This is a genomic window from Achromobacter sp. JUb104, assembly GCF_024806975.1.
GTDB lineage: Bacteria > Pseudomonadota > Gammaproteobacteria > Burkholderiales > Burkholderiaceae_B > Achromobacter > Achromobacter spanius.
On sequence record NZ_JANUEY010000001.1, the window covers coordinates 1,516,442 to 1,538,922 of the forward strand.

Genomic DNA, 22,481 nt, shown 5'->3' on the forward strand with positions numbered 1-22,481 from the left:
TGCCCCACTAGTTCGCTACCCCACTAGTTCGCTACCCCACTAGTCCGGGCGGCCGTCCCGCTTGGCCTGGCGCGAATTCAGCGCCAGAAAATGATGCACCACGGGCTTGTCCGGCCCGATATGAAAGCGCTGCGCTTCGCCTTGCAGGTCGGCATCGGCTTGCGACACGCGCTGGTGCTGGCGCAAGTGCTCGGCCCAGGACTCCACCAGAAACCATTCCTGCACGCGCTCGGGCTCGCCCGTGTGTTCGGCCACGCCCCAGGCATAGGCCCCGTCACGCCGACGCTCTTGCGCCACCGCCTGGAGCGCCTGCAAGAACGCGGGGCGGTCTTCGACGCGGATGCGGTATTCGATTTGCACCATGACCGGGCCGCGATCATGTTCGACGGGCGTGTCCAGCAGCGGCTCGGGCCAGTGGTTGGACGGATCCAGATTCGCCTCGCCCTGCGGCAGGCGCAGGCGATGCAGCACCAGGCCCGCGACCAGCAGGCCAGCCGCGCCGGCCAGCAAGGTGGCGGGTACGCCGATTTCCTGCGCCAGCAAGCCCCAGCCCAGGCTGCCGGCCGCCATCGCGCCGTTGAACACCATCAGGTAGATCGCCAAGCCACGGCCACGCACCCAGTTCGGCAGAATGGCCTGGGCCACGCCGTTGAAGGTGGTCAACGCCACAATCCAGCCCATGCCCAAGAGCAGCAACAGCAACACGGCGGCCCATTGCGGCGGCGCGAAGGACAGCGCCGCCATCACCACGGCAGCGGCCACGGCGGCGGCCAGCACCAGGCCGTCGGCATTCAGGCGCTGGCGTAGCTTGGGCAGCACCACCGCGCCCAGAATTGCGCCCACGCCCACGGCGCCCAGCAACACGCCATAAAAGCCCGCGCCGCCGCCCAGCATGCGGCGCGCCACCAGCGGCAGCAGGGCCCAGACTGAACTGGCGAAGATGAAGAACACCGCCGCGCGCAACAGCACCACATGTAGCTCGCGGCTGGCGCGGGCGTAGCGCACGCCGGCACGGAAGGCGCCGAAGAACTGCTCGGACAAGCCGTCGTCCACCTTCTTGGGCCGCTTCCACCAGATCAACGCCGCGATCACGAACACATAGCTCAGCACGTCCGCGCCATAGGCGGCGGCAGCACCAAACGCAGCCAGCAGCAGCCCGCCCACGGCCGGCCCCAAGGCGCGCGCGATATTGACGCCCAGCGAATTCAGGCCCACGGCCGTTTTCAGTTCGGCCTTGGGCACGAGTTCAGGCACGATGGCCTGCCAGGTCGGCCCCATCAGCGCCGTGCCCACGCCGCCCAGAAAGGTCAGCGCGATCAGCGTTTCGACGGTCAGCGTGTTGGTCTTGGCCATCACCAGCAGCGTGAAGCTGACGCAGCCCAGCAGCACCTGGATGGCGATCAGGAAACGCCGCCGATCCAGGATGTCGGACAGCACGCCCGCCGGAATGGCCAACAGGAATACCGGCAAGGTGGCCGCCGTTTGCATCATGGCCACGGCGGCCGGGTTGCTGGACAGGTCGGTCACAAGCCAGGCACTGGCCACGTCGCGCATGAAGCTGCCGATATTGCCCAGGATGGTGGCGCCCCACAGCACGGCGAACAGCGTGTGCTTCAAGGGCGCCAGGCCGCCCACGGCGGCGGGCGGGGTGATGCGATCAGGTCCGGCCATTCAGGCGCTCCGTCAAGTCATGCCAGGCGACCAGGACGAATGCCCCGGCCAGCCCCAAGTGTTCATAGAACGCGTTCATTGCCATGAAGCGCGCGTCGGCGGGGGCTTCCCAATAGCGGTTGGCCATCAGTGCCGCCACGGCGGTAAAGAGCGCCAGCGCCAGCGCGCCCAGCCAGCGCAGGCGGCCGGACAGAATCAGCGCGCTGGCGCCGAATTCCAGCGCGATGACCGCCCCCGCCATGAGCGCGGTGGGAGGCAGGCCGAAATGCGCCATCTCGGCCTGCGCGCCCGCAAAGTCCAGCAGCTTGACCAGCCCGCCCTGGATATACGCGCCGCATAGCGCCAGCAAAGCCAACCAGCGCACCGTCTTGGAGAGCAGCGGACGTCGCGACGCAGGCGGGTGCACCACGGAAGCTTGCACGCTCATACCGCCCAGCACGCGCAGCCCAGCGCGCCCCAGAAGCCCTTCAGGTCGGACACGGGCAGCTTGCTGGCCCAGGCGCCTGCGTGCTGGTGTCCGTGCACGTTGCAGTCGTTCAGGCAGGCGCAGGCGGCGGCCGCTTCGCGCAGCGTGGTCTGCAAGGGCTTGCCTTCGCTATCGCCCCAGGCGCCATAGCCGCCGAACAAGCGCGTGGGCGACCAGTCCGGCATGGCGGGCGGCGGGGCGGCGTCATCATGGGCCGAGAATTCGCCCGCGCCCCAGACCACCTTGCCGCCCACCACCGTCAGCAGGCTGCTGGTGTCGGCAATGTCGGATTCCGGGCACGCAAAGAAGTCGCGATCAGGCACCACCAGGTCAGCCAGTTGGCCGACCGCGATGCGGCCTTTCTTGCCCTGTTCGTTCGAGAACCAGGTGACGTTTTCCGTCCACATGCGCAGGGCGGCATCGCGGTCCAGGCAATTGCGTTGCGGCGTCAGGCGCAGGCCGCCGACCGTCTTGCCGGTGATCAGCCACGACAGCGACACCCACGGGTTGTAGGACGCCACGCGCGTGGCGTCGGTGCCGGCCGACACGTTGACGCCTTTTTCCAGCATGCGCTTGACCGGCGGGGTGGCTTCGGCCGCGCCCGCGCCATAGCGTTCGACGAAGTACTCGCCCTGATACGCCATGCGGTGCTGCACGGCCACGCCGCCGCCCAGCGCGGCGATGCGGTCGATGGATTTTTCGGAAATGGTTTCGGCATGGTCGAAGAACCAGTTCAGGCCGGCCAGCGGCACGTCGCGGTTGACGCGTTCAAACACGTCCAGCGAGCGGCTGATGGTTTCGTCATAGGTGGCGTGCATGCGCCACGGCCAGCGGTTCTGCGCCAGGATGCGCACCACTTCTTCCAGTTCGCCTTCCATTTCGGGTCCCATCTCGGGACGCGGCTGGCGGAAGTCTTCGAAGTCGGCCGCCGAGAACACCAGCATTTCACCCGCGCCGTTGTGGCGGAAATAGTCGGTGCCTTGCTTGTATTGCGACGTGGCGGTCCAGTTCAGGAAGTCTTCCTTTTCCTGCTTGGGCTTTTGCGTGAACAGGTTGTAGGCCAGGCGAATCGTTAGCTGATTGGCGTCGGCCAACTGCTGGATCACCTGATAGTCCTCGGGGTAGTTCTGGAAGCCGCCGCCCGCGTCGATGGCGCCGGTGACCCCCAGGCGGTTCAGTTCGCGCATGAAGTGGCGCGTGGAATTCACCTGGTATTCGAGCGGCAGCTTGGGGCCCTTGGCCAGGGTGGCGTACAGGATCGACGCATTCGGCTTGGCCAGCAGCAGGCCCGTGGGGTTACCGGCCGAGTCACGCGCGATTTCCCCGCCGGGCGGGGCGGGCGTGGTCTTGTCGTAGCCCACGGCGCGCAAGGCGGCGGCGTTGAGCAGGGCGCGGTCGTACAGGTGCAGGATGAACACGGGCGTATCGGGCGCCACGGCGTTCAGTTCCTCGATGGTGGGCAGGCGCTTTTCGGCGAACTGGTGTTCGGTAAAGCCGCCCACCACGCGCACCCACTGCGGGGCGGGGGTGATGGCGACCTGGCGGCGCAGCATGGCCATGGCGTCGGCCAGGCTGCGCACGCCGTCCCAGCGCAATTCCATGTTGTAGTTCAGGCCGCCACGGATGATGTGCAGGTGGTTGTCGATCAAGCCGGGCAGCACGCCACGGCCGTTCAAGGCAATCACCTTGGTTTTGGTGCCGGCCAGCGGCAGGATGTCGGCGGCGGCGCCCACGCGGGTGAAGCGGCCGTCATGGATGGCCACGGCGTCGGCCATGGGATTGGCCGGGTCCAGCGTGGTGAAGCGCCCTTGGTGCAGGATCAGGTCGGGGGCTTGGGTGTCAACCATGGCGCTTGTCTCCACATGCTTCGGCGCGTGTTTCAGGGGGGGAAGTCTTGGGGCAGCTAGGCAGTTCACCGAACATATGCGGCTTGACCTGCTCGTGCAACCACGATGTGCGCGTGGCCGGCTCGGCCATCAAGCGCTTGACCAGCGGGGGAATCTGCTCCCCCGCCAGGATGCCCAGCAGGCCTACCAGGGCAATCACCGGGGGCGCGGGCGAGCGTACGTTGAACAGCGCATAGATCACGCCGACCAGCAGGCCAAGCGCCAGCGATACCAGGTAGACCTTCATGGGCGGCTCCTATCAGGCTTCGTGGGCGTTGAACATGGACTTGGCGTAGATGATGCCCAGGCCATAGGCGCCGCCGAACTGCTTGGCGATGCCGGTGGTCATCTCATAGCTGTCGGTGCGTGCCCAGTCACGCTGCATTTCCAGCAGGTACTGCAAGGCGGTGATCGGCTGGCCGCCGGCTTGCACGATGCGTTCGACAGCGCGGTTATGGGCTTCCAGCGACACGTCGCCGCAAGCGTCGGTAATGACGTAAACCTCAAAGCCCTGGTCCAGCGCCGACAGGGCCGGTCCGACGATGCACACGCTGGTCCACAGGCCGGCCAGCACAATGCGCTTCTTGCCGATGGCGTTGACCTGCTTGATGACGGCTTCGTCTTCCCAGGTGTTCATGGACGTGCGATCCAGCAGCGCCTGGCCCGGGAACGGGGCGGTGACTTCGGTGAACATCGGACCGGAAAAGCTCTTTTCGGCAACCGTGGTCAGGATGGTGGACGCGCCGAAGCCGGCAGCCGCGTGGGCTACCAGGCCGGCGTTGTTGCGCAGCGTGATGGCATCGATGGAGTGCGTGGCGAACGCCATCTGCGACTGGAAGTCGATCATGATGAGCGTGTGGTCCTTGGGGGACAGCAGCTTGGCGCCGGGCTTGGCGTAGGCGGTGATGGACATGGGGGCTCCTTGGGATGCCGTTGGCGAAAATCCGAAAAATCCGAAAAATCTGGATCACGCCCGCACTGTGCCTGTCCCCGCTATCGGTGTATTGAACGATTGTCAGCCGCTTTGAAGAATGGGATGGTGGCCGCCAGGCAAGGGGCAGGCCGGCAGGTTGACGAGCGATGGGCCACAAGAGGGCATATCCAGGCGCATCCGACGCACCGCGTTGGTGCGTCGCCGGGGGGTGAGGTCGGCTGGCGACATCGCGTCGCAATGCCGTAACCCGGCGCGGGCAAGCTGGCTGCCTGGCACGCATGTTGCTTGTGTTTTCAGATGGCGTTGCCGAATCGATGTGTGGAGACTTTCATGAAGCATCTCATCAAGCACGTGACCCGCTACCGCTATCCCGCACCGGTCAACTACAGCATCCAGACCCTGCGGCTGACGCCCCGGCGCGACGACCATCAGCATGCGCTGCGCTGGCAGATCCAGACGCCGGGCGAGATCCAGCCGCAGGTGGACGCCTACGGCAACGTGACGCATACCTTGACGCTGCACCGCACCCATAGCGAAATCGAAATCCATGCGGTGGGCCAGGTAGACATCCACCCGCTGGCGCAAGGCCACGTGGGCGACGAAGACGAACGCCTGCCGGTGTACATCTATGGCGTGCCCACCGCCTTGACGCAGTGCGACGACACCGTCCGCGAGTTTTGTCGCCGCGTGGTGCCGGGCGGCGTGCATGCGCCGCAAGACGTGCTGACCCTGGCGGGGGCGATCCGCGAACGTGTCGCCTACCAACCCGGCTTGGGCAGCGCGCCCATGACGGCGCCCGAAACGCTCGCGGCCCGGCGCGGCGGCAGCCACGACCAAACCCACCTGCTGCTGGCCTGCGTGCGCGCCTTCGGCACGCCGGGCCGCTTTGTCAGCGGGTATTGGCACGAGGCGGGCGACGACGCGGCCAGCCATGGCTGGGCCGACGTCTGGCTGGCCGGGCACGGCTGGGTCAGCGTGGACGTCAGCCATGCCACCTTCGCGTCCGACGGCCATTGCCGTCTGGCCGTGGCGCGCGACTACGAGTCGGCCTCGCCCGTGCGCTGGCTGCATGGGGTGGCGGCCACGCTGTCGATGAATGTATCGGTGCAAGTTCAGGCCAGCCATTGACGAATGGCGTACCCTGCACGAATGGCGTGACATTCCCAAGCATCGCGTGACCCCCCCAAGAATTTCGGCAGTGCAGTCGACCCGGAGAAGGCTTTGACTATCCACGTAGCGCTCAAGCACGTCACGCAATACAACTATGACCGCCTGGTCAGCCTGTCGGCGCAGGTACTGCGGCTACGGCCCGCGCCGCACAGCCGCACGCCGATCCTGTCGTACTCGCTGACGGTGGAACCCGCCGAGCACTTCCTGAACTGGCAACAGGACCCGTTCGCCAACTATCTGGCGCGCCTGAATTTCCCGGGCAAGACGCGCGAATTCAAGATCACCGTAGACCTGGTCGCCGAGATGGCGGTCTACAACCCGTTCGATTTCTTCCTGGAACCGGACGCCGAGGAATTCCCCTTCACCTATGACGAGGTGTTGGCCCGCGAGCTGGCGCCGTACCGCGTCTGCGACGAGGCCACGCCGCTGTTCGCGGAATTCCTGTCGCGGGTGGACGTGCGCGAGCAGCGCACGGTGGACTTTCTGGTGGCCTTGAACCAGCAGGTGCACAAGGAAATCAGCTACCTGATCCGCATGGAGCCCGGTGTGCAGACGCCGGAAGAAACGCTGGCGCGCTGCGCCGGGTCGTGCCGCGATTCCGGCTGGCTGCTGGTGCAGGCCTTGCGCCACCTGGGGCTGGCGGCACGCTTCGTGTCGGGTTACCTGATCCAGCTCAAGCCAGACGTGCGCGCGCTGGACGGCCCCAGCGGCGCGCAAACCGACTTCACCGATCTGCATGCCTGGTGCGAGGTCTATCTGCCCGGCGCCGGCTGGATCGGGCTGGACCCCACGTCCGGCCTGCTGGCGGGCGAAGGCCATATTCCGCTGGCGGCCACGCCCGAGCCGGGCAGCGCGGCGCCGGTGACAGGCGCGGTAGACAAGGCCGAGGTGGAATTCGCGCACACCATGTCGGTCACGCGCGTGTTTGAATCGCCGCGCGTCACCAAGCCGTACACCGACGAGCAATGGCACGACATCCTGGACCTGGGCGACAAGATCGACGACCACCTGGACCACATGGACGTACGCCTGACCATGGGCGGCGAACCCACGTTCGTGTCGGTTTCCGACCGCGACGGCGCCGAATGGAATACCGCCGCGCTCGGCCCCACCAAGCGCGGCTTTGCCTTGGAACTGCTGAACCGCCTGCGTACCCGCTACGGCGGCAACGGCTTTGTGCATGCCGGGCAGGGCAAGTGGTATCCGGGCGAGCAATTGCCGCGCTGGGCTTTGTCGATCTTCTGGCGCGCGGATGGCGAGCCCTGCTGGAATGACCCGGCGCTGTTCGCCGACGAGCGTCAGCGCAGCAGCTACACCGTGGCGGACGCGCAGCGTTTCATCACGCGCCTTGCCGAACGCCTGGAAGTGGACGCGCGCCACATCGTGCCGGGCTACGAAGACGTCTTCTACTACCTGTGGCGTGAACGCCGCTTGCCCGCCAACGTGGACCCTTTTGATTCACGGCTGGACGACGAAATGGAACGCGCGCGCCTGCGCCGCGTGTTCGAACAGAAGCTGGACAGCGTGGTCGGCTACGCCTTGCCGATCCAGGCGGGCGAGGGCGGGCCATGGGTGTCCGGCCCCTGGTTCCTGCGCGATGAGCGCATGTATCTGTTCCCCGGCGATTCGCCGATGGGCCTGCGCTTGCCGCTGGACTCGCTGCCTTGGGCGGCCGAGGGCGACGCGCCCGTGGTGGCGGATCGCGATCCGTTCGACGCGCGACGTTCATTGCCTGGGCCGGCTCAGTTGCTGGCGCAGAACCCGCGCGCCACGGCGGGGGTTGGATCTGGGCCGGGGTCGGGCGCACGACCGGGAGCGGGGGAAGGGGCAGGTCCAATCCCGGACGCCACCCGAGCGCCCGCCAAGTTTGAATCGGCCGCATGGCTGGCCCGCACCGCCATGTGCGTGGAGCCGCGCAATGGCCTGCTTTTTGTCTTCATGCCGCCGCTGCCGCGCCTGGAAGACTATCTGGCGTTGGTGGCGCAGGTGGAAGCCACTGCGCGAGACCTGAAGGTGAAGATCGTGATGGAAGGCTATCCGCCGCCGCGCGATCCGCGCCTGAAGGTATTGCAAGTCACGCCCGACCCCGGCGTCATCGAAGTCAACATCCACCCGGCCAGCAACTGGGCCGACCTGGTGGACCACACCGAATTCCTGTACGAGGCCGCGTTCGAGACGCGCCTGTCCACCGAAAAGTTCATGGCGGATGGGCGCCACACCGGCACGGGCGGCGGCAACCACTTCGTGCTGGGCGGCGCCACGCCGGCCGACAGCCCGTTCCTGCGCCGCCCCGACGTGCTGGCCAGCCTATTGGCGTACTGGGTCAACCATCCGTCCTTGTCGTACCTGTTTTCGGGCTTGTTCATCGGCCCCACCAGCCAGGCGCCGCGTATCGATGAGGCGCGCAACGACCAGGTGTATGAGCTTGAACTGGCGTTTCAGGAAATCCATCGGCGCTGCGCGGAGCAGGGCGCCCAGGTGCCGCCCTGGATGATCGACCGCGCGCTGCGCAACATCCTGGTGGACGTCACGGGCAATACGCACCGCTCGGAATTCTGCATCGACAAGCTGTATTCCCCCGACAGCGCCACCGGCCGCCTGGGCCTGCTGGAACTCCGCGCCTTTGAAATGCCGCCGCACGCGCGCATGAGCCTGGCGCAGCAACTGCTGTTGCGCGGTCTGATCGCCCATTTCTGGAAGACGCCGTACACCGCGCGCCTGACGCGCTGGGGCACCGAACTGCATGATCGTTTCCTGCTGCCGACCTTCGTCAAGATGGATTTCGAGGACGTGCTGGCTGACCTGAACGAAGCCGGCTACGCCTTTGACACCGCCTGGTTCGCCCCGCATTTCGAGTTCCGCTTTCCGCTGTTTGGCGACGTGGCCGCGCGTGGCATCCACCTGGAACTGCGCGGCGCGCTGGAACCCTGGCACGTGATGGGCGAAGAGGGCTCGTCCGCCGGTACGGTGCGCTACGTGGATTCGTCGCTGGAGCGGGTGGAAATCCGGGTATCGGGGTTGAACGACAACCGCTATGTTGTGACGGTCAATGGCCGAGCGCTGCCCTTGCAGCCGACGGGGCGCGTGGGCGAATACGTGGCGGGCGTGCGCTACAAGGCATGGGCGCCGCCTTCCGCGCTGCATCCCACCATTCCGGTGCACGTACCGCTGACGGTGGATATTGTGGACACCTGGAACCAACGTTCCCTGGGAGGTTGCCGATACCATGTGGCGCATCCGGGCGGGCTGAACCCGGAAACGTTCCCCATCAACGCCTACGAGGCCGAGAGCCGGCGCCTGGCCCGCTTTGAAAAAATAGGGCACACGCCGGGGCGCATGGACGTGGCGCCGGCCCAGGTCAGCCGCGAATTTCCGTTCTCGTTGGATTTAAGGCACGATTGACCCCTTCTGGATGTTTAACCCCGGCGTACCGTTCGCCCCCACCGGTCGCCCCTATCCGCCATGCCGCAATTTCTTTTTCAGACCGATCCGTCGCAGGATGTCGCATCCCTGGCGGTTCATGCGGCGCTGCCCGCACGGCCGGGCCACTATGACGAACTGCGCGCCCCGGCAGAGCCGTCGGGCGCCGTTGCGTCGGGCGCCGTTGCGTCGGGCGCCGCTGCGTCGGGCGCCACCCGCCTGCGCGAACCCTGGCCCCGTTTCTTCGAGCTATTAGGCACCAGCGGCTTTGCCGACCTGGACCGGCGCGTGGACGTGGTGGCCCGGCAGATCCGTGAAAACGGCATCACCTACAACATCTACGCCGACGCCAACGGCTCGGCGCGGCCCTGGTCGCTGGACCTGCTGCCCTTTGTCATCCACGACGCCGACTGGTCCGCCATCGAACAAGGGCTGTGCCAGCGCGCCACCTTGCTGAACCGCGTGCTGGGCGACGTCTATGGGCCGCAAACCCTGCTGGCCGACAAGCTGATTCCGCCCGCGCTGGTGTTCGGCCATCCCGGTTACCTGCGCCCCTTGCGCGGCTATCAGCCGCCGGGCGGCACCTATCTGCACATTGCCGCCTTTGACCTGGCACGCGCCAGCGACGGCGGCTGGTGGGTGGTGTCGCAACGCACGCAGGCACCGTCCGGGCTGGGCTACCTGCTGGAAAACCGCCTGACCATTTCCGGCATGTTCCCCGAGGCCTTTAAGGAACTGCGCGTGCAGCACTTGGCGACCAGCTATCGCCGGCTGATGGACATGCTGTACAAGCTCAGCCCGGGCGGGGCGTCGTCGCAAGCCTTGCCGCACACGCCACCGCGCATCGTGCTGCTGACGCCCGGCCCCTACAACGAAACCTATTTCGAACAGACCTATCTGGCGCGCTACCTGGGGATCACGCTGGTGGAAGGCGGCGACCTGGTCGTGCGCGACCAGATGCTGTACCTGAAAACACTGCACGGCCTGGAGCGCGTGCATGCCGTGCTGCGCCGGCTGGATGACGATTTCTGTGACCCGCTTGAGCTGCGCTCGGACTCCACGCTGGGGGTGCCGGGCCTGCTGCAAGTCATGCGCGCGGGCAATGTGCTGGTGGCGAATTCGCTGGGCACGAGCTTTCTGGAATCGCCCGCCATCAATGGTTTTTTGCCCGCCATCAGCCGCCACCTGTTTGGCGCCGATCTGCTGCTGCCGTCGCTGCCGTCGTGGTGGTGCGGCGAGGCCGCCGCGCGCGAAGAGGTGTTGGCGAACCTGCCGGGTACGGTGGTCAAGTCCACCTATCCCAGCAATATGCGGGGCGGCTTCGAACCCGTCATCGGCGGGGCCGTGCCGCCGTCCGAACATGCCGCGCTGCAAGCCCGCATTGCCGACAATCCCGACGCCTACACCATCCAGCAGTACCTGCCGCTGTCGCAAGCACCCAGTTGGTCCGCCGGCCATATCGTGCCGCGCGCGGCCATGCTGCGCGTGTTCGTCATCGCGGACGGCGAGGGCGGTTGGAGCGTGCTGCCTGGCGGGCTGACGCGTATCGCCAGCCGCGAACAGCAGATCGTGTCCATGCAGCGCGGTGGCAGCAGCATGGACACCTGGGTCACCACCCGAGGCGCGGTGGATACGTTTTCGATGCTGCCCGTGCAATTGCAGCCCGAAGACATCGTGGCGGCGAGCCGCCCCGTGTCCAGCCGCGCCGCTGAAAACCTGTTCTGGATGGGCCGCTACACCGAACGCGCCGAGAACGACGTGCGCCTGGCCACGGTGGCGCTCACGTGGTTGAACAGCGACGAAGACAACGCCGGCGAACTCTTTGCCGCGGTCGATGCCTTATGCCAGCGCAGCGGCCTGATGCCGGCCGCGCCGACCTTGTCGGTACGCATGTTTGAAGCCACGCTGGTGGCCGAGCTGGCGGGCGGCCCCGCGCAAGGCGGCGTGGCGCGCAACCTGGGCGCGCTGGCGTTCGCCGCCGGCCAGATCCGCGACCGCCTGTCGCCCGAGCACTGGCGGCTGGTCGTCACGGCGCACGAAGGCTTCATGCGCATGGCGTCTGGTGGCAAGGGGGGCGAACCCGGGGTGCCGGAATCTTTGTCGCGATCTTTGCCGGAGTCTTTGCCGGGGTCTCTGTCGGGGTCACCGTCGCGGTCTCAGCCGGACCCGCTGCCGATGTCCGCGCCGGACGTGCTGCGCGGCTTGAAGAGCCTGGCCATGCAGCTTTCGGCCATCACCGGCTCGCAAACCGACCGCATGACGCGCGACGACGGCTGGCGCCTCTTGACGATCGGCCGGCAGATTGAACGCCTGTCCGCCATGGCCGGCCTGCTGGGTGCCTTGTTCCGCCGTAACGCGGTGCTGGGCGACAGTGGTTTCAACATGCTGCTGGACCTGTTCGATAGCAAGATCACCTACCGCGCCTATTACCCGGGTCGCCAGGAAGTACCGGCGCTGCTGAACCTGCTGGTGCAAGAGCCGGCAAACCCACGATCGCTGGCCTGTGTGCTGAACGTGCTGCGCAAAGAGGTGGCGCGCCTGCCCGACACCGTGGCCGGCCCGGCCGCGGACCTGGTCCGCTTGTTGCCGGAAAACGGGGTGGGTGCGTCACTGGCTGAGCTGTGCCGACAGACGCAAGGCCAGAGCCAGGGCATGGGCCAGAGCCAGAGCCTGGGCCAAACCCAGACCCAAACCCAAACCCAAACCCAAACCCAAACCCAAACCCAGACCCAAACCCAAGGCCAATACGCCGACGTGCTGGCGCTGTCCGCGCAACTCGAGGACGCCGCCAGTGCGCTGTCCAACGCCATCAGCCTGCGCTATTTCAGCCACGCAGCCGGTCATGACCAAACGCTTTCCGCGTAATTTACCGGCCCCGCACCCATGAATTTCCCGACTTCCGATCTTGCTGCGCCCGCCGCCGAGGGGGTGACCCTGGGCGTGGACCACGAAACCGCCTACCGCTACGCCGCGCCCGTGGAACTGGCGCACCACCTGGGCTATTTGCGGCCCTTGCATGACGCCTGCCAGGTGGTCGACGCCTACACGCTAAGCGTCACGCCCACACCGCCGTCCATTACCGAGACCGTAGATGGCTTTGGCAACACGCGCTGCCTCTTCGCGCTGTATGCCCCGCATGACGCGCTGACCGTGCGCGCCACCAGCCGCGTGACGGTGTACCCGCGCTTTGGCGCGCTTGACCCCTCGGCCGGCTTGCCGTGGGAAGACGCGGCACGGCGCTTGCGGTATGACCCCGCCTTGCCCTACGCGCCGGAAGTGGAATTCAGCTTTCCTTCCACCTACGTGCCCTTGCATTCCGAGCTTCGGGCATACGCCTTGCTGTCGTTCACCCCGGGGCGGCCCGTGGCCGAGGCCGCCTTGCACCTGATGCACCGGATCCATGCGGATTTCAGTTACCAGCCGGCGCATACGCAGGTGTCCACGCCCATTCTTGATGTGTTTCACGAACGGGTCGGGGTGTGCCAGGATTTTGCGCATCTGATGATCGGCTGCCTGCGCGCCATCGGCTTGCCGGCGCGCTACGTCAGCGGGTATCTGATGTCGCAACCGCCACCCGGCCAGCCGCGCCTGATCGGGGCCGACGCCTCGCATGCGTGGGTGTCGATGCATTGCGCGGGGGTGGACGTCAATGGCGGCTGGATTGACCTGGATCCCACCAACGACGTGGTGCCCGGCACGGCGCATGTGGTGCTGGCTTACGGCCGCGATTACGCCGACGTGACGCCCCTGCGGGGGGTGATTCGAGGCGGCGGCCATGAATTGGATGTGCGCGTGACCGTCGCGCCCATAGACGAGTTTCCGACTGGACTGGATGCATGACCTATTTCTTCGACGCGATCCACCGCCAACTGCGCGCCCCGAAACGCCAGCGCGTGCGGCATGCGCGCGCGAAGGCCTATCAATGCGTTTGCGGCCAGCCCATTTTTTTCAGCAACACGGAATGCCTAAACTGCCATCGCCAACTGGGGTTTGACCCCAAGCGCGGGCACGTGGTGGCGCTGGACGTGGAACCCGCCAGCGGCGTCCTGCGCGAATCGGGCAAGGTACGTGGCAGGACATACAAACGTTGCGCCAATTTCTCCATGCCGGCCTTGTGCAACTGGCTGCTGCCCGCCCAATCGGCCGACACGCTGTGCCTGTCCTGTAACCTGAATCACACCATTCCCGACCTGTCGGTGCCGGAAAACGGCCCGCTATGGTGCAAGGTGGAGGCGGCAAAGCGCCAGATGATCGCGCAGGTGCTGATGCTGGGCCTGCCCCTGCGGCGCTCGGAAACGCCCGATGACGGTGGCCTGGCGTTCGACCTGCTGGCGCCCGAGGCCGACGGCGCGCCCTTGTTGACGGGACACGCGCACGGGCTGATCACCATCAACATCAAGGAAGCCGACGACGCCTACCGCGTGAAAGTGCGCGAAGACATGCGCGAGCCGTACCGCACGCTACTCGGCCATTTCCGCCACGAGATCGGCCATTATTACTGGGACCAGCGCATTGCCGGCGGCCCCTGGCTGGAACCGTTTCGCCAGGTGTTCGGCGACGAACAGGCCGACTACGCCCAGGCGCTGCAACGCAACTACGAACAAGGCCCCCCGGCCGACTGGGCGCTGCACTACATCAGCACCTACGCGTCCTGCCACCCCTGGGAAGACTGGGCCGAAACCTGGGCCCACTACCTGCACATGATGGACACGCTGGACACCGCCATCAGCTTCGGCATCACGCGCACGGCGGTCGAGCAGTCCTACGACCCCTTTACCAAGGACGCGCTGTACGACCCGGACGACCCGGAAGGACAGGCGTTCCTGGACCTGGTCAACGCCTGGGTCGCCTTGACCGGCGTGCTGAACGAACTGGCCCGCAGCATGGGGCAACGGGATTTTTATCCTTTCGTGCTGCCGGCGCAGGTGATCGGGAAGTTGCAGTTCGTGCACCGGGTGGTGAAGGGGGCTTAGTGGAGTCGGCACGGCCGGCAAAACAATCAAAAGATATGTACGACTCGCCGCATCAGTTCTTGCCGCTACAGCCCGCCGACGCTGTATCCACGCGGCTGCTCGAACGGGCCTGCAGCATCGTCGCTCAATCGCTTGAACTCGGGGCACAGGCGCATCCCGCCACGCGCGACGCCTTGCGCGACCTGCTGTGCAGCATGAATTCCTACTACAGCAACCGGATCGAAGGCCAAAGTGCCACGCCCCGCAACATCGAAGCCGCCCTGCATCAGGAATATTCAGACCGGCCCGAGGTGGCGCAATTGCAGCGCATTGCCGTGGCGCATATCCAGGCCGAAAAGGCCATGTCTCGTCTGGCCGATACCCAAGGCGCGCTGGGCGCTGACTTTGCGACCGCCGCGCATGGCGCCTTGTACAGCCATCTGGACGCCCGCGACCGAACCACCCAAGACGGCTACGTGGTGCAGCCGAGCGCGTTGCGCACCATCGATGTCACGGTAGGCCGCCATCATCCTCCCGCGTGGCAATCATTGCCGCGCTTCATGGAGGCCTACACCCAGCACTATGACCGCCCCAGGCCCGCCGACGCGCAGTTGATCGCCATTGCCTGCGCGCACCATCGCATGGCGTGGATGCATCCGTTTGCCGATGGCAATGGCCGCGCGTCGCGCTTACAGACCCATGCCGCGATGCTGCCGATCACGCAGGGGCTTTGGTCGGTCAATCGTGGCCTGGCGCGCGGCGTGAACGACTACTACGGCTATCTGGCGTGCGCGGACGCGCCGCGCCAAGGCGACCTGGATGGCCGGGGCAACCTGAGCGAGAAGGGCTTGGTCCAGTGGGTTGAGTATTTTCTGGGCGTTTGTGAAGACCAGGTGGCCTACATGACGCGCATGCTGGCCCTGGATTCGATGAAGGCAAAAATCCACGCCGCCGTGCAGGTGGAAACCGCGCACGGCCGCTTGCGGGCAGAGGCGGCCTTACCCATCTACTTTTTGTTTGCCGCGGGCCCCGTCAGCCGAGGCGAATTCATTCAGATGACGGGACTGGGCGAACGCACCGGGCGATCGTTGTTGGCGGCGGCATTGAAAAGTGGATTGGTGGCATCCGATACCCCGCGCGGCCCCGTGCGCTTTGCCTTCCCCCTGGATGCATTGCCCATCTTGCTGCCCGCCTTGTACGGCGGGGCGGATGATGCGCTGTGAAGCAAGGGCTGCACGGCACACACGCCGGGCCCCCGCCCAAGTCTCACACGGTCAGACTGATCCAGGTCGTCTTCAAGTCCGAGTATTTCTCCAACGCGTGCAATGACTTGTCGCGACCGGAGCCCGATTGCTTCACTCCGCCAAACGGCACCGTGATGTCGCCATCCGCATAGCAATTCACCCACACCAGCCCCGCGCGCAGGCGGCGTGACAGCCGGTGCGCGCGTGACAGGTTTGCCGTCCACAGGCCCGCGCCCAGGCCGTACACCGAATCGTTAGCCAACTGGATGGCTTCGTCTTCGGTGCTGAAGCGCTGGGCGGCCAGTACCGGTCCGAAGATTTCTTCGCGTACCAGGGCGGAATCCTGGTGGGCGCAATCGAAGATGGTGGGTTCGATGTAGTAGCCGCCCGACGCGCTGCGGGCTTGCTTGCCGCCGATGCGCAAGGTGGCGCCTTCGGATTGGCCGGCGGCGATGCGGGCCAGCACGCCTTGCATCTGGCGTTCGTCCACCATGGCGCCCATGGCGGTGGCGGGGTCCAGCGGGTCGCCGGGTTGCAGCGTGGCGGCGTAGGCGGCCACTTTTTCCATGAAGGCATCGTAGATGCCGTCCTGCACGTACAGGCGCGAGCCCGCGATGCAGACTTCGCCCTGGTTCGAAAAGATGGCCAGCGCGGCGGCTTGCGCGGCGCGGTCCAGGTCGGGGCAGTCGTCAAACACGATGTGGGGCGACTTGCCGCCACATTCCAGCCACACGCGCTTCAGGTTGGATTCGCCGGAATAGGTCATGAAGCGTTTGCCGGTGGCGGTCGAGCCCGTGAAGGCCACGCAGTCCACATCCGGGTGACGGCCCAGCGCCTGGCCCGCTACCGCGCCCAAGCCGGGCACCACGCTGAAGACGCCCGCGGGGATGCCCGCTTCTTCGGCCAACGCCGCCAGCCGGATGGCCGACAGCGACGCCTGTTCCGCCGGCTTCAAGATGACGCTGTTGCCCGCGGCCAGGGCGGGCGCCACTTTCCAAGCCGCCATCATCAGCGGGTAGTTCCACGGCACCACCGCCGCCACCACGCCCAGCGCTTCGCGGGTGATGGTGGCCAGCGCGTCGGGGCCGGTGGGTGCGATCTCGTCGTAGATCTTGTCGATGGCTTCGGCGTACCAGGCGTAGCAGCGGGCCGTTTCCGGTACGTCGAATGCCAGCGAGTCGCGGATGGGCTTGCCCATGTCCAGCGTTTCCAGCAGGGCGAGTTCTTCGGTGTGCTGGTCGATCAGGGCAGCCAGGCGCAGCAGGCGTTCCTTGCGTTGGCGCGGCGCCAGTTGGCTCCATACGCCGGCTTCGAAGGCGCGGCGGGCGGCGGCCACGGCGCGGTCCACATCGGCCTGGCCGCAGGCGGCCACGTCGGCCAGCTTGCGGCCGTCGATGGGGCTGGATGCCGCGAACGTGGCGCCGTCGGCGGCGTTGCAGTAGGCGCCGTCGATATAGGCCTGGCCATTGAAGTTCAGTGCGGCGGCGCGGGCCTGCCAGTAGGCGTGATCGTGTTGGCTCATGCTGGGTCTCCGGTGTGGTTGGCGCGGGCGACCATGGCGTCCAGCAGCACGTTGCAGCCGGCTTCCAGGTCAGCGGGTTTGGCGTCTTCGATTTCGTTGTGGCTTACGCCGTCCTTGCAGGGCACGAAGATCATGGCGGTGGGCGTGACGCTGGCCATGTAGACGGCGTCGTGGCCGGCGCCGGTGACGATGTCCATGGCTGCCAGGCCGCGCCGCGTGGCGCCGTCGCGCACCTTGGCGACCAGGTCCGGGTCGAACGGGGTGGGCGGGAAATACTGCACCTGCTTCACGTCCACGGTCACGCCGTGGCGTTCGGCGACGTCGGTGCAGGCGGCCAGCCAGCGCGCGTCCATCTGCGTCAGCGTGGCCTCGTCTTCATGGCGCAGGTCCACCGTGAAACGGACCTGGCCGGGAATCACGTTGCGCGAACCGGGGTGCGCGTGGATTTCGCCGACCGTGCCGCGTCCGTGCGGCTGGTTGTCGTTGGCGATGCCGATCACCGCCTGCAACAGGAAGGTGGCGGCGTAGAGCGCGTCGCGGCGGATGGGCATGGGCGTGGGGCCGGCATGCATTTCCATGCCGGTGATGACCACGTCGTACCAGCGCACGCCCAGCGAACCCGTCACCACGCCAACCACTTTTTCTTCATGTTCAAGAATCGGGCCTTGCTCGATGTGCGCCTCGAAGTACGCACCTACCGGCCGACCGCCGACCGCATCCGGGCCGGCGTAGCCGATGGCGGCCAGCTCGTCGGCCACCGACTTACCGTCGTGGTCGCGCGCGTTCAGCGCGACTTCCAGCGGGAACTTGCCGGCGAATACGCCCGAGCCCATCATCACCGGCAGAAAGCGCGAGCCTTCTTCATTGGTCCAGATGGCCACTTCCAGCGGCGCCTCGGTTTCGACGCCATGGTCGTTCAGGCTGCGCATGACTTCCAGCCCGGCCAACACGCCGTAGCAGCCGTCGAACTTACCGCCGGTGGGCTGGGTGTCGATGTGGCTGCCGGTCATGACGGGCGGCAGGTCGTTGTTGCGGCCGGCGCGGCGCGCAAAGATATTGCCCACCTGGTCCACACGCAGCGTCATGCCGGCGTCGCGCATCCAGCCGGTGACCAGATCGCGGCCCTGGCCGTCCAGCGCGGTCAGCGCCAGCCGGCAGTTGCCGCCCTTGGGCGTGGCGCCGATCTGCGCCAGGTCCATCAGCGACTGCCACAGCCGCTGTCCGTTGATTGAAATGGTGCTTGTCATGGATTCAGGTCCTGTCAGACGCTGGCGCTGTTATTGCCAGTGTTGTTGGTGCCGATACCGCGGGCAAGGCGCGCCTGCGCGGCTTCGCGGATGCCCATCAGCGTTTCGCCCGGCGCGATGCCGTTGGCGTCGTAGCGGATTTCCAGCAGCGCGGGCAGATTGTTTTGGCGCGCAAACGCCAGCGCGCGTTCAAACGCCGGGCCGAAGTCGGCGGTGTTCTCCACGGCTTCGCCATGGCCGCCGTAACCACGGATGATCTGCGTGAAGTCGGGGTTTTCAAAGCCCAACGCAATGGTGCGCGCGGGAAATTCGCGTTCCTGATGCGCGCGGATGGTGCCCCAGATGCCGTTGTTGAACACCAGCACCACCACGCCCAGCTTGTACTGCAAGGCCACGCCCAGTTCCTGCATGTTCATCTGGAAGCAGCCGTCGCCCGCATAGCAGACCACGTCGCGCTGGCGGTCTTCGAGCTTGGCGGAAATGGCGGCGGGCAGGCCGTAACCCATCGACCCCACCGTGGGGGTCAGGCTGGTGCCCGGCCCGGCATAGCGGCGGTAGCGGTGCGGATACAGCGCGTAGTTGCCCGCGCCCACGGTCACGCAGGCGTCGGCGGGCAGATGCGCGTCCACATAGGCGGCGGCTGCGTCCAGGCTCATCGCGCCGGGCGAGGGCAGCGGCGTCAGGCTCTCCGTCAGTTGCTGATGCGCGATGCGCACGGCGTCGCCGCGCGGCGTGGCATGGCCGGGCGCCAGGTCCGCCACGCTGGCGGCAAAGCTGGCCACGTCGGCCACGATGGCCTGCGTGGGCGAAAACACGCGGCCCAGTTCGGCGGCGTCGGGGTAGACGTGTATCAGCTTCTGGCGCGGCAGCGGGCTTTCAATGACGGTATAGCCTTCGGTGGTGGCTTCGCCCAGGCGCGTGCCCACGGCCAGCACCAGGTCGGCGTCCTTCAAGCGCTGGCGCAGCTCGGGCGTCATGGCCCAGCCCACGTGGCCCGCGGCGTTGGGGTGGCGCTGGTCAAAACACTCCAGGCGGCGCCACGCGGTGCCCACGGGCAGCTCGAAGCGTTCGGCAAAGCCGGCGATCTGCTCGATGGCGGTCTGGTGCCAGCCGTTGCCGCCAAGCAGCAGGAATGGGCGTTCGGCGGCGTTCAGCAAGTCGACCATGCGCGTCAGGTCGGCCGCGCCCGGGTGGCTGTGCACGCGCGGGTAGCGCGGCAGGTCCGCCACGCGGGCGGTGCCCCACAGCGTGTCTTCGGGTAAGGCCAGCACTACCGGGCCAGGCCGGCCGCTGGTGGCTACCGCGAAGGCGCGCGAGATGAATTCGGGGATGCGGTCGGTGCGGTCGATCTGCGCCACCCACTTGGCCATTTGGCCGAACATGCGGCGGTAGTCGATTTCCTGGAAGGCTTCGCGTTCCATGAAGTCGTTGCCGACCTGGCCCACGAACAGGATCATCGGCGTGGAGTCCTGGTAGGCGGTGTGCACGCCGATGCTGGCGTTGGTGGCGCCCGGGCCGCGCGTCACAAAGCAGATGCCGGGTTCGCCCGTCAGCTTGCCATAGGCCTCGGCCATGTAGGCCGCGCCGCTTTCCTGGCGGCACACAATGGGTTCGATGGCGTCGGTGTGTTCGTTCAGCGCATCGATGCAGGGCAGGTAGCTTTCACCGGGAATCATGAACACGCGGCGCGCGCCATGGATGCGCAACTGCTGCATCAGGATCTGGCCGCCGTTGCGTTCGGGAAGTGCGGATGACGTCATGCAAGGTCTCCTGGTTGTGGGACGGCCTGCGCGCGGCGCTCGGCGGCCCATCGTTCGAATTGGTCGTGGCGCGCCAACAGGCGGCGCGCGGTGTTGTAGGTGGGCGGGTCGATGCGTTCGGCGTCATGCTGGCCGGCGCGCTGGGCCTCGAAGCGGGCCACGCGGTTGCGCGCGGTGTCCACCTCGGACGCGCTGGGCGTGAACACCTGGTGGATCAGCGGCACTTGCTCGGCCACCGTCGCGCATTTGGATTTCAGGCCCAGGCGGCGCGCCCAGCGCAAGTCTGTTTCTAGCGCGGGCAGGTCGCGGTAGTTGAACGGGCAGTCGATCGGCACGCAGCCAGCGGCGGTGCAGTCCACCAGGAAGCGGGCGCGCACGGCGTGCAGTTCGATGCCGTCTTTGCCGCGTTCGGCGCCCAGGCTGGCCGTCAGGTCCTCGGCGGCCAGCAGGCAGGCGGACACGCGTGGGCTGGCGGTCAGGATGTCATAGGCGCGCACCAGCCCCAGCGCGGATTCCAGCGTGGGCACGATTTCCGTGCTGCCGGCCGGCAGGCCCAGTTCGGACTCCAGCGCGCCGATGGCCTGGTCCAGCGCGATGATCTGCGCGGCGCTTTCGGCGTGCGGCAGGAACACCGCGTCCGGCGCGCCGGGCATCACGCCGCGCAGGTCGGCCAGGCCGTCGTCTTCCAGCTTGTTGATGCGCACGGCGGCCACCACACCCTGGGCGCGGCAGGTGGCGAACAGCGCGGCGATGCGCGGCCGGGCGGCGGGCCGCTCGACGGGCGCGGTGAACTCTTCCAGGTCGGCCACCAGCGCGTCCGTGCCGCTGGCCAGGCCCGCGGCCTGCGCGGCCGCGTCCATGCCGGGAACAAACATCCAGCTGCGGCGCAGCGCGGCGGGGCGGCGGAAATAAGCGGTCGTTGTCATTGCACGTGCCTCGGCAGGAACAGCACCAGTTCAGGAACAAAGGTCAGCAGCAACATCACGGCGGTCATGGCCAGCATCATCCAGGACAGCGGGCGCAGGGTCTGCATCATGTTGATGCCGCCAATCTTGCAGGCGGCCATCAGGTCCACCCCGACCGGCGGCGTGTTGGCGCCGATGGCCATGTTGATGGACAGCAGGATGCCGAAATGCACCGGGTCGATGTTGTAGTGTGCCAGCACCGGCATCACCACGGGGGCCACGATGATGATGACGGGAATGGCCTCCATGAAGGTGCCCAGCAGCAGCAACACCACGGTCAGCACCAGCAGGACGGCGGTCTTGCTGTCGGTCCATTCCACCAGCAGCGTGGACAGCGCCTGGGGCACCTGTTCGGCCACCAGCACCCAGGCGAACAGGCCCGACGCGCCAATCAGCAGCAAGATGGATGCGCTGCTTTCACCGGTGGACTTCAGGTTGCTCCACAGCGACTTCAGGCTTAGCGTGCGATACCAGAAAAAGCCGATCAGCAAGGCGTAGACGATGGCGCTGGAGGCGGCTTCGGTGGCGGTGAAGATGCCGAAGCGAATGCCGCCGATGATCAGCACGGGCACCATCAGCGCGGGCAGCGCATCGATGGTGGCGGCGCGCAGTTCGCCCCAGGAAAACGGCTGGCCGCCCGCCCAGTTGTGCTTGCGCGACTGCCAGATGGCCACGCCGATCAAGGAGAAGCCCAGCAGGATGCCGGGGATGATGCCGGCCACGAACAGCTTGCCCACCGACGTATCGGTAATGGTGCCGTAGACGATCAGCACGATGCTGGGCGGAATGATGGTGGACGTGGCGCCCGCGCTGCCCACCAGCGCGCAGGAAAAGCCCTTGTCGTAACCGCTGCGCGCCATGGCGGGCAACAGCAGGCTGCCGATGGCGACCACGTCGGCCACGCCCGAGCCGGACAGCGCGCCGAACATCAGGCAGGCCAGCACGGCCACGACCGCCAGGCCGCCCTTGATATCGCCCACGATGGCGGCGCACAAACGCACGATGCGCTGCGTCAGGCCGGCGCCGTTCATCAGTTGCGCGGCCAGGATGAACAGCGGAATGGCCAGCAGCGTGAAGCTGTCCAGCCCCACCACGTACTGCTGCGCGGCCACCATCATGGGCGCGGCGTCGTACACGGCCAGGTAGGCCAGGCACGACAGCACCAGGCCGAATGCAATGGGCATGTCGATCAGCACCGTGATCGTGAACACGCCCATCAGGAAGAGAGCACCCGAAGACATCTT

Annotated in this window: 16 protein-coding genes; 6 read left to right on the forward strand and 10 right to left on the reverse strand. The window is 66.8% G+C overall.

The window, feature by feature from the left end:
* Positions 1-39: 39 nt before the first annotated feature.
* From M2361_RS06910 to M2361_RS06930, 5 genes are read right to left on the reverse strand one after another with little or no spacing between them, the layout of a single operon-like run.
* Positions 40-1,671, reverse strand: a complete 1,632-nt coding sequence (locus M2361_RS06910) for an MFS transporter (protein WP_259247357.1) — start codon at positions 1,669-1,671, stop codon at positions 40-42.
* Positions 1,658-2,098, reverse strand: a complete 441-nt coding sequence (locus tag M2361_RS06915) for a DoxX family protein (RefSeq protein WP_259247359.1) — start codon at positions 2,096-2,098, stop codon at positions 1,658-1,660. The genes M2361_RS06910 and M2361_RS06915 overlap by 14 nt, the downstream gene beginning before the upstream one ends.
* Positions 2,095-3,984: an amidohydrolase gene (locus M2361_RS06920; protein ID WP_259247361.1), complete on the reverse strand. Its 1,890-nt coding sequence runs from the start codon at positions 3,982-3,984 to the stop codon at positions 2,095-2,097. The genes M2361_RS06915 and M2361_RS06920 overlap by 4 nt, the downstream gene beginning before the upstream one ends.
* Positions 3,977-4,270, reverse strand: coding sequence for a XapX domain-containing protein (locus M2361_RS06925; protein ID WP_100855648.1), 294 nt, complete (start codon positions 4,268-4,270; stop codon positions 3,977-3,979). The genes M2361_RS06920 and M2361_RS06925 overlap by 8 nt, the downstream gene beginning before the upstream one ends.
* 12 nt (positions 4,271-4,282) lie before the next feature.
* The gene (locus M2361_RS06930) at positions 4,283-4,936 is read right to left on the reverse strand and encodes a hydrolase (protein ID WP_100855649.1); all 654 of its coding nucleotides are present in this window, start codon (positions 4,934-4,936) and stop codon (positions 4,283-4,285) included.
* 351 nt (positions 4,937-5,287) lie between these two features.
* On the opposite strand from M2361_RS06930, the gene M2361_RS06935 reads away from it, so the two are divergent.
* The 6 genes from M2361_RS06935 to M2361_RS06960 all read left to right on the forward strand — a co-directional run bounded on the left by M2361_RS06935 (position 5,288) and on the right by M2361_RS06960 (position 15,722).
* Entirely contained in the window at positions 5,288-6,085 is a 798-nt protein-coding gene (locus M2361_RS06935) for a transglutaminase family protein (RefSeq protein WP_259247368.1), read from the forward strand.
* Between the two features lie 93 nt (positions 6,086-6,178).
* Positions 6,179-9,529 carry a DUF2126 domain-containing protein gene (locus tag M2361_RS06940; protein ID WP_259247369.1) on the forward strand — a complete coding sequence of 1,117 codons (3,351 nt, stop codon included), beginning with the start codon at positions 6,179-6,181 and terminating at the stop codon, positions 9,527-9,529.
* Positions 9,530-9,589: 60 nt separating this feature from the next.
* Positions 9,590-12,412 (forward strand): circularly permuted type 2 ATP-grasp protein, encoded by a 2,823-nt coding sequence (locus M2361_RS06945; protein ID WP_259247370.1) that lies wholly within the window; start codon positions 9,590-9,592, stop codon positions 12,410-12,412.
* Between the two features lie 18 nt (positions 12,413-12,430).
* A complete protein-coding gene (locus M2361_RS06950) occupies positions 12,431-13,387 on the forward strand; it encodes a transglutaminase family protein (protein ID WP_259247371.1) in 957 nt (318 codons plus the stop codon).
* Positions 13,384-14,520 carry a putative zinc-binding metallopeptidase gene (locus M2361_RS06955; protein ID WP_259247372.1) on the forward strand — a complete coding sequence of 379 codons (1,137 nt, stop codon included), beginning with the start codon at positions 13,384-13,386 and terminating at the stop codon, positions 14,518-14,520. The genes M2361_RS06950 and M2361_RS06955 overlap by 4 nt, the downstream gene beginning before the upstream one ends.
* A 35-nt stretch (positions 14,521-14,555) precedes the next feature.
* On the forward strand, positions 14,556-15,722 hold the full coding sequence (locus M2361_RS06960) for a Fic family protein (protein ID WP_259247373.1): 1,167 nt from the start codon (positions 14,556-14,558) through the stop codon (positions 15,720-15,722).
* A gap of 43 nt (positions 15,723-15,765) precedes the next feature.
* Here M2361_RS06960 and M2361_RS06965 read toward each other — a convergent pair whose 3' ends face one another.
* The 5 genes from M2361_RS06965 to M2361_RS06985 are packed head-to-tail and all read right to left on the reverse strand — an operon-like array spanning position 15,766 to position 22,478.
* A complete protein-coding gene (locus M2361_RS06965) occupies positions 15,766-17,265 on the reverse strand; it encodes an aldehyde dehydrogenase (RefSeq protein WP_259247374.1) in 1,500 nt (499 codons plus the stop codon).
* Positions 17,262-18,512, reverse strand: coding sequence for a Zn-dependent hydrolase (locus M2361_RS06970; protein ID WP_259247375.1), 1,251 nt, complete (start codon positions 18,510-18,512; stop codon positions 17,262-17,264). Before M2361_RS06970 ends, M2361_RS06965 begins: the two co-directional genes overlap by 4 nt.
* Positions 18,513-18,526: 14 nt before the next feature.
* Positions 18,527-20,272 (reverse strand): thiamine pyrophosphate-binding protein, encoded by a 1,746-nt coding sequence (locus M2361_RS06975; protein WP_259247376.1) that lies wholly within the window; start codon positions 20,270-20,272, stop codon positions 18,527-18,529.
* Positions 20,269-21,198: a CoA ester lyase gene (locus M2361_RS06980; RefSeq protein ID WP_259247377.1), complete on the reverse strand. Its 930-nt coding sequence runs from the start codon at positions 21,196-21,198 to the stop codon at positions 20,269-20,271. The genes M2361_RS06975 and M2361_RS06980 overlap by 4 nt, the downstream gene beginning before the upstream one ends.
* Complete coding sequence (locus M2361_RS06985; protein WP_100855661.1) at positions 21,195-22,478, reverse strand: TRAP transporter large permease; 1,284 nt, start codon at positions 22,476-22,478, stop codon at positions 21,195-21,197. The genes M2361_RS06980 and M2361_RS06985 overlap by 4 nt, the downstream gene beginning before the upstream one ends.
* Between the last annotated feature and the right edge of the window lie 3 nt (positions 22,479-22,481).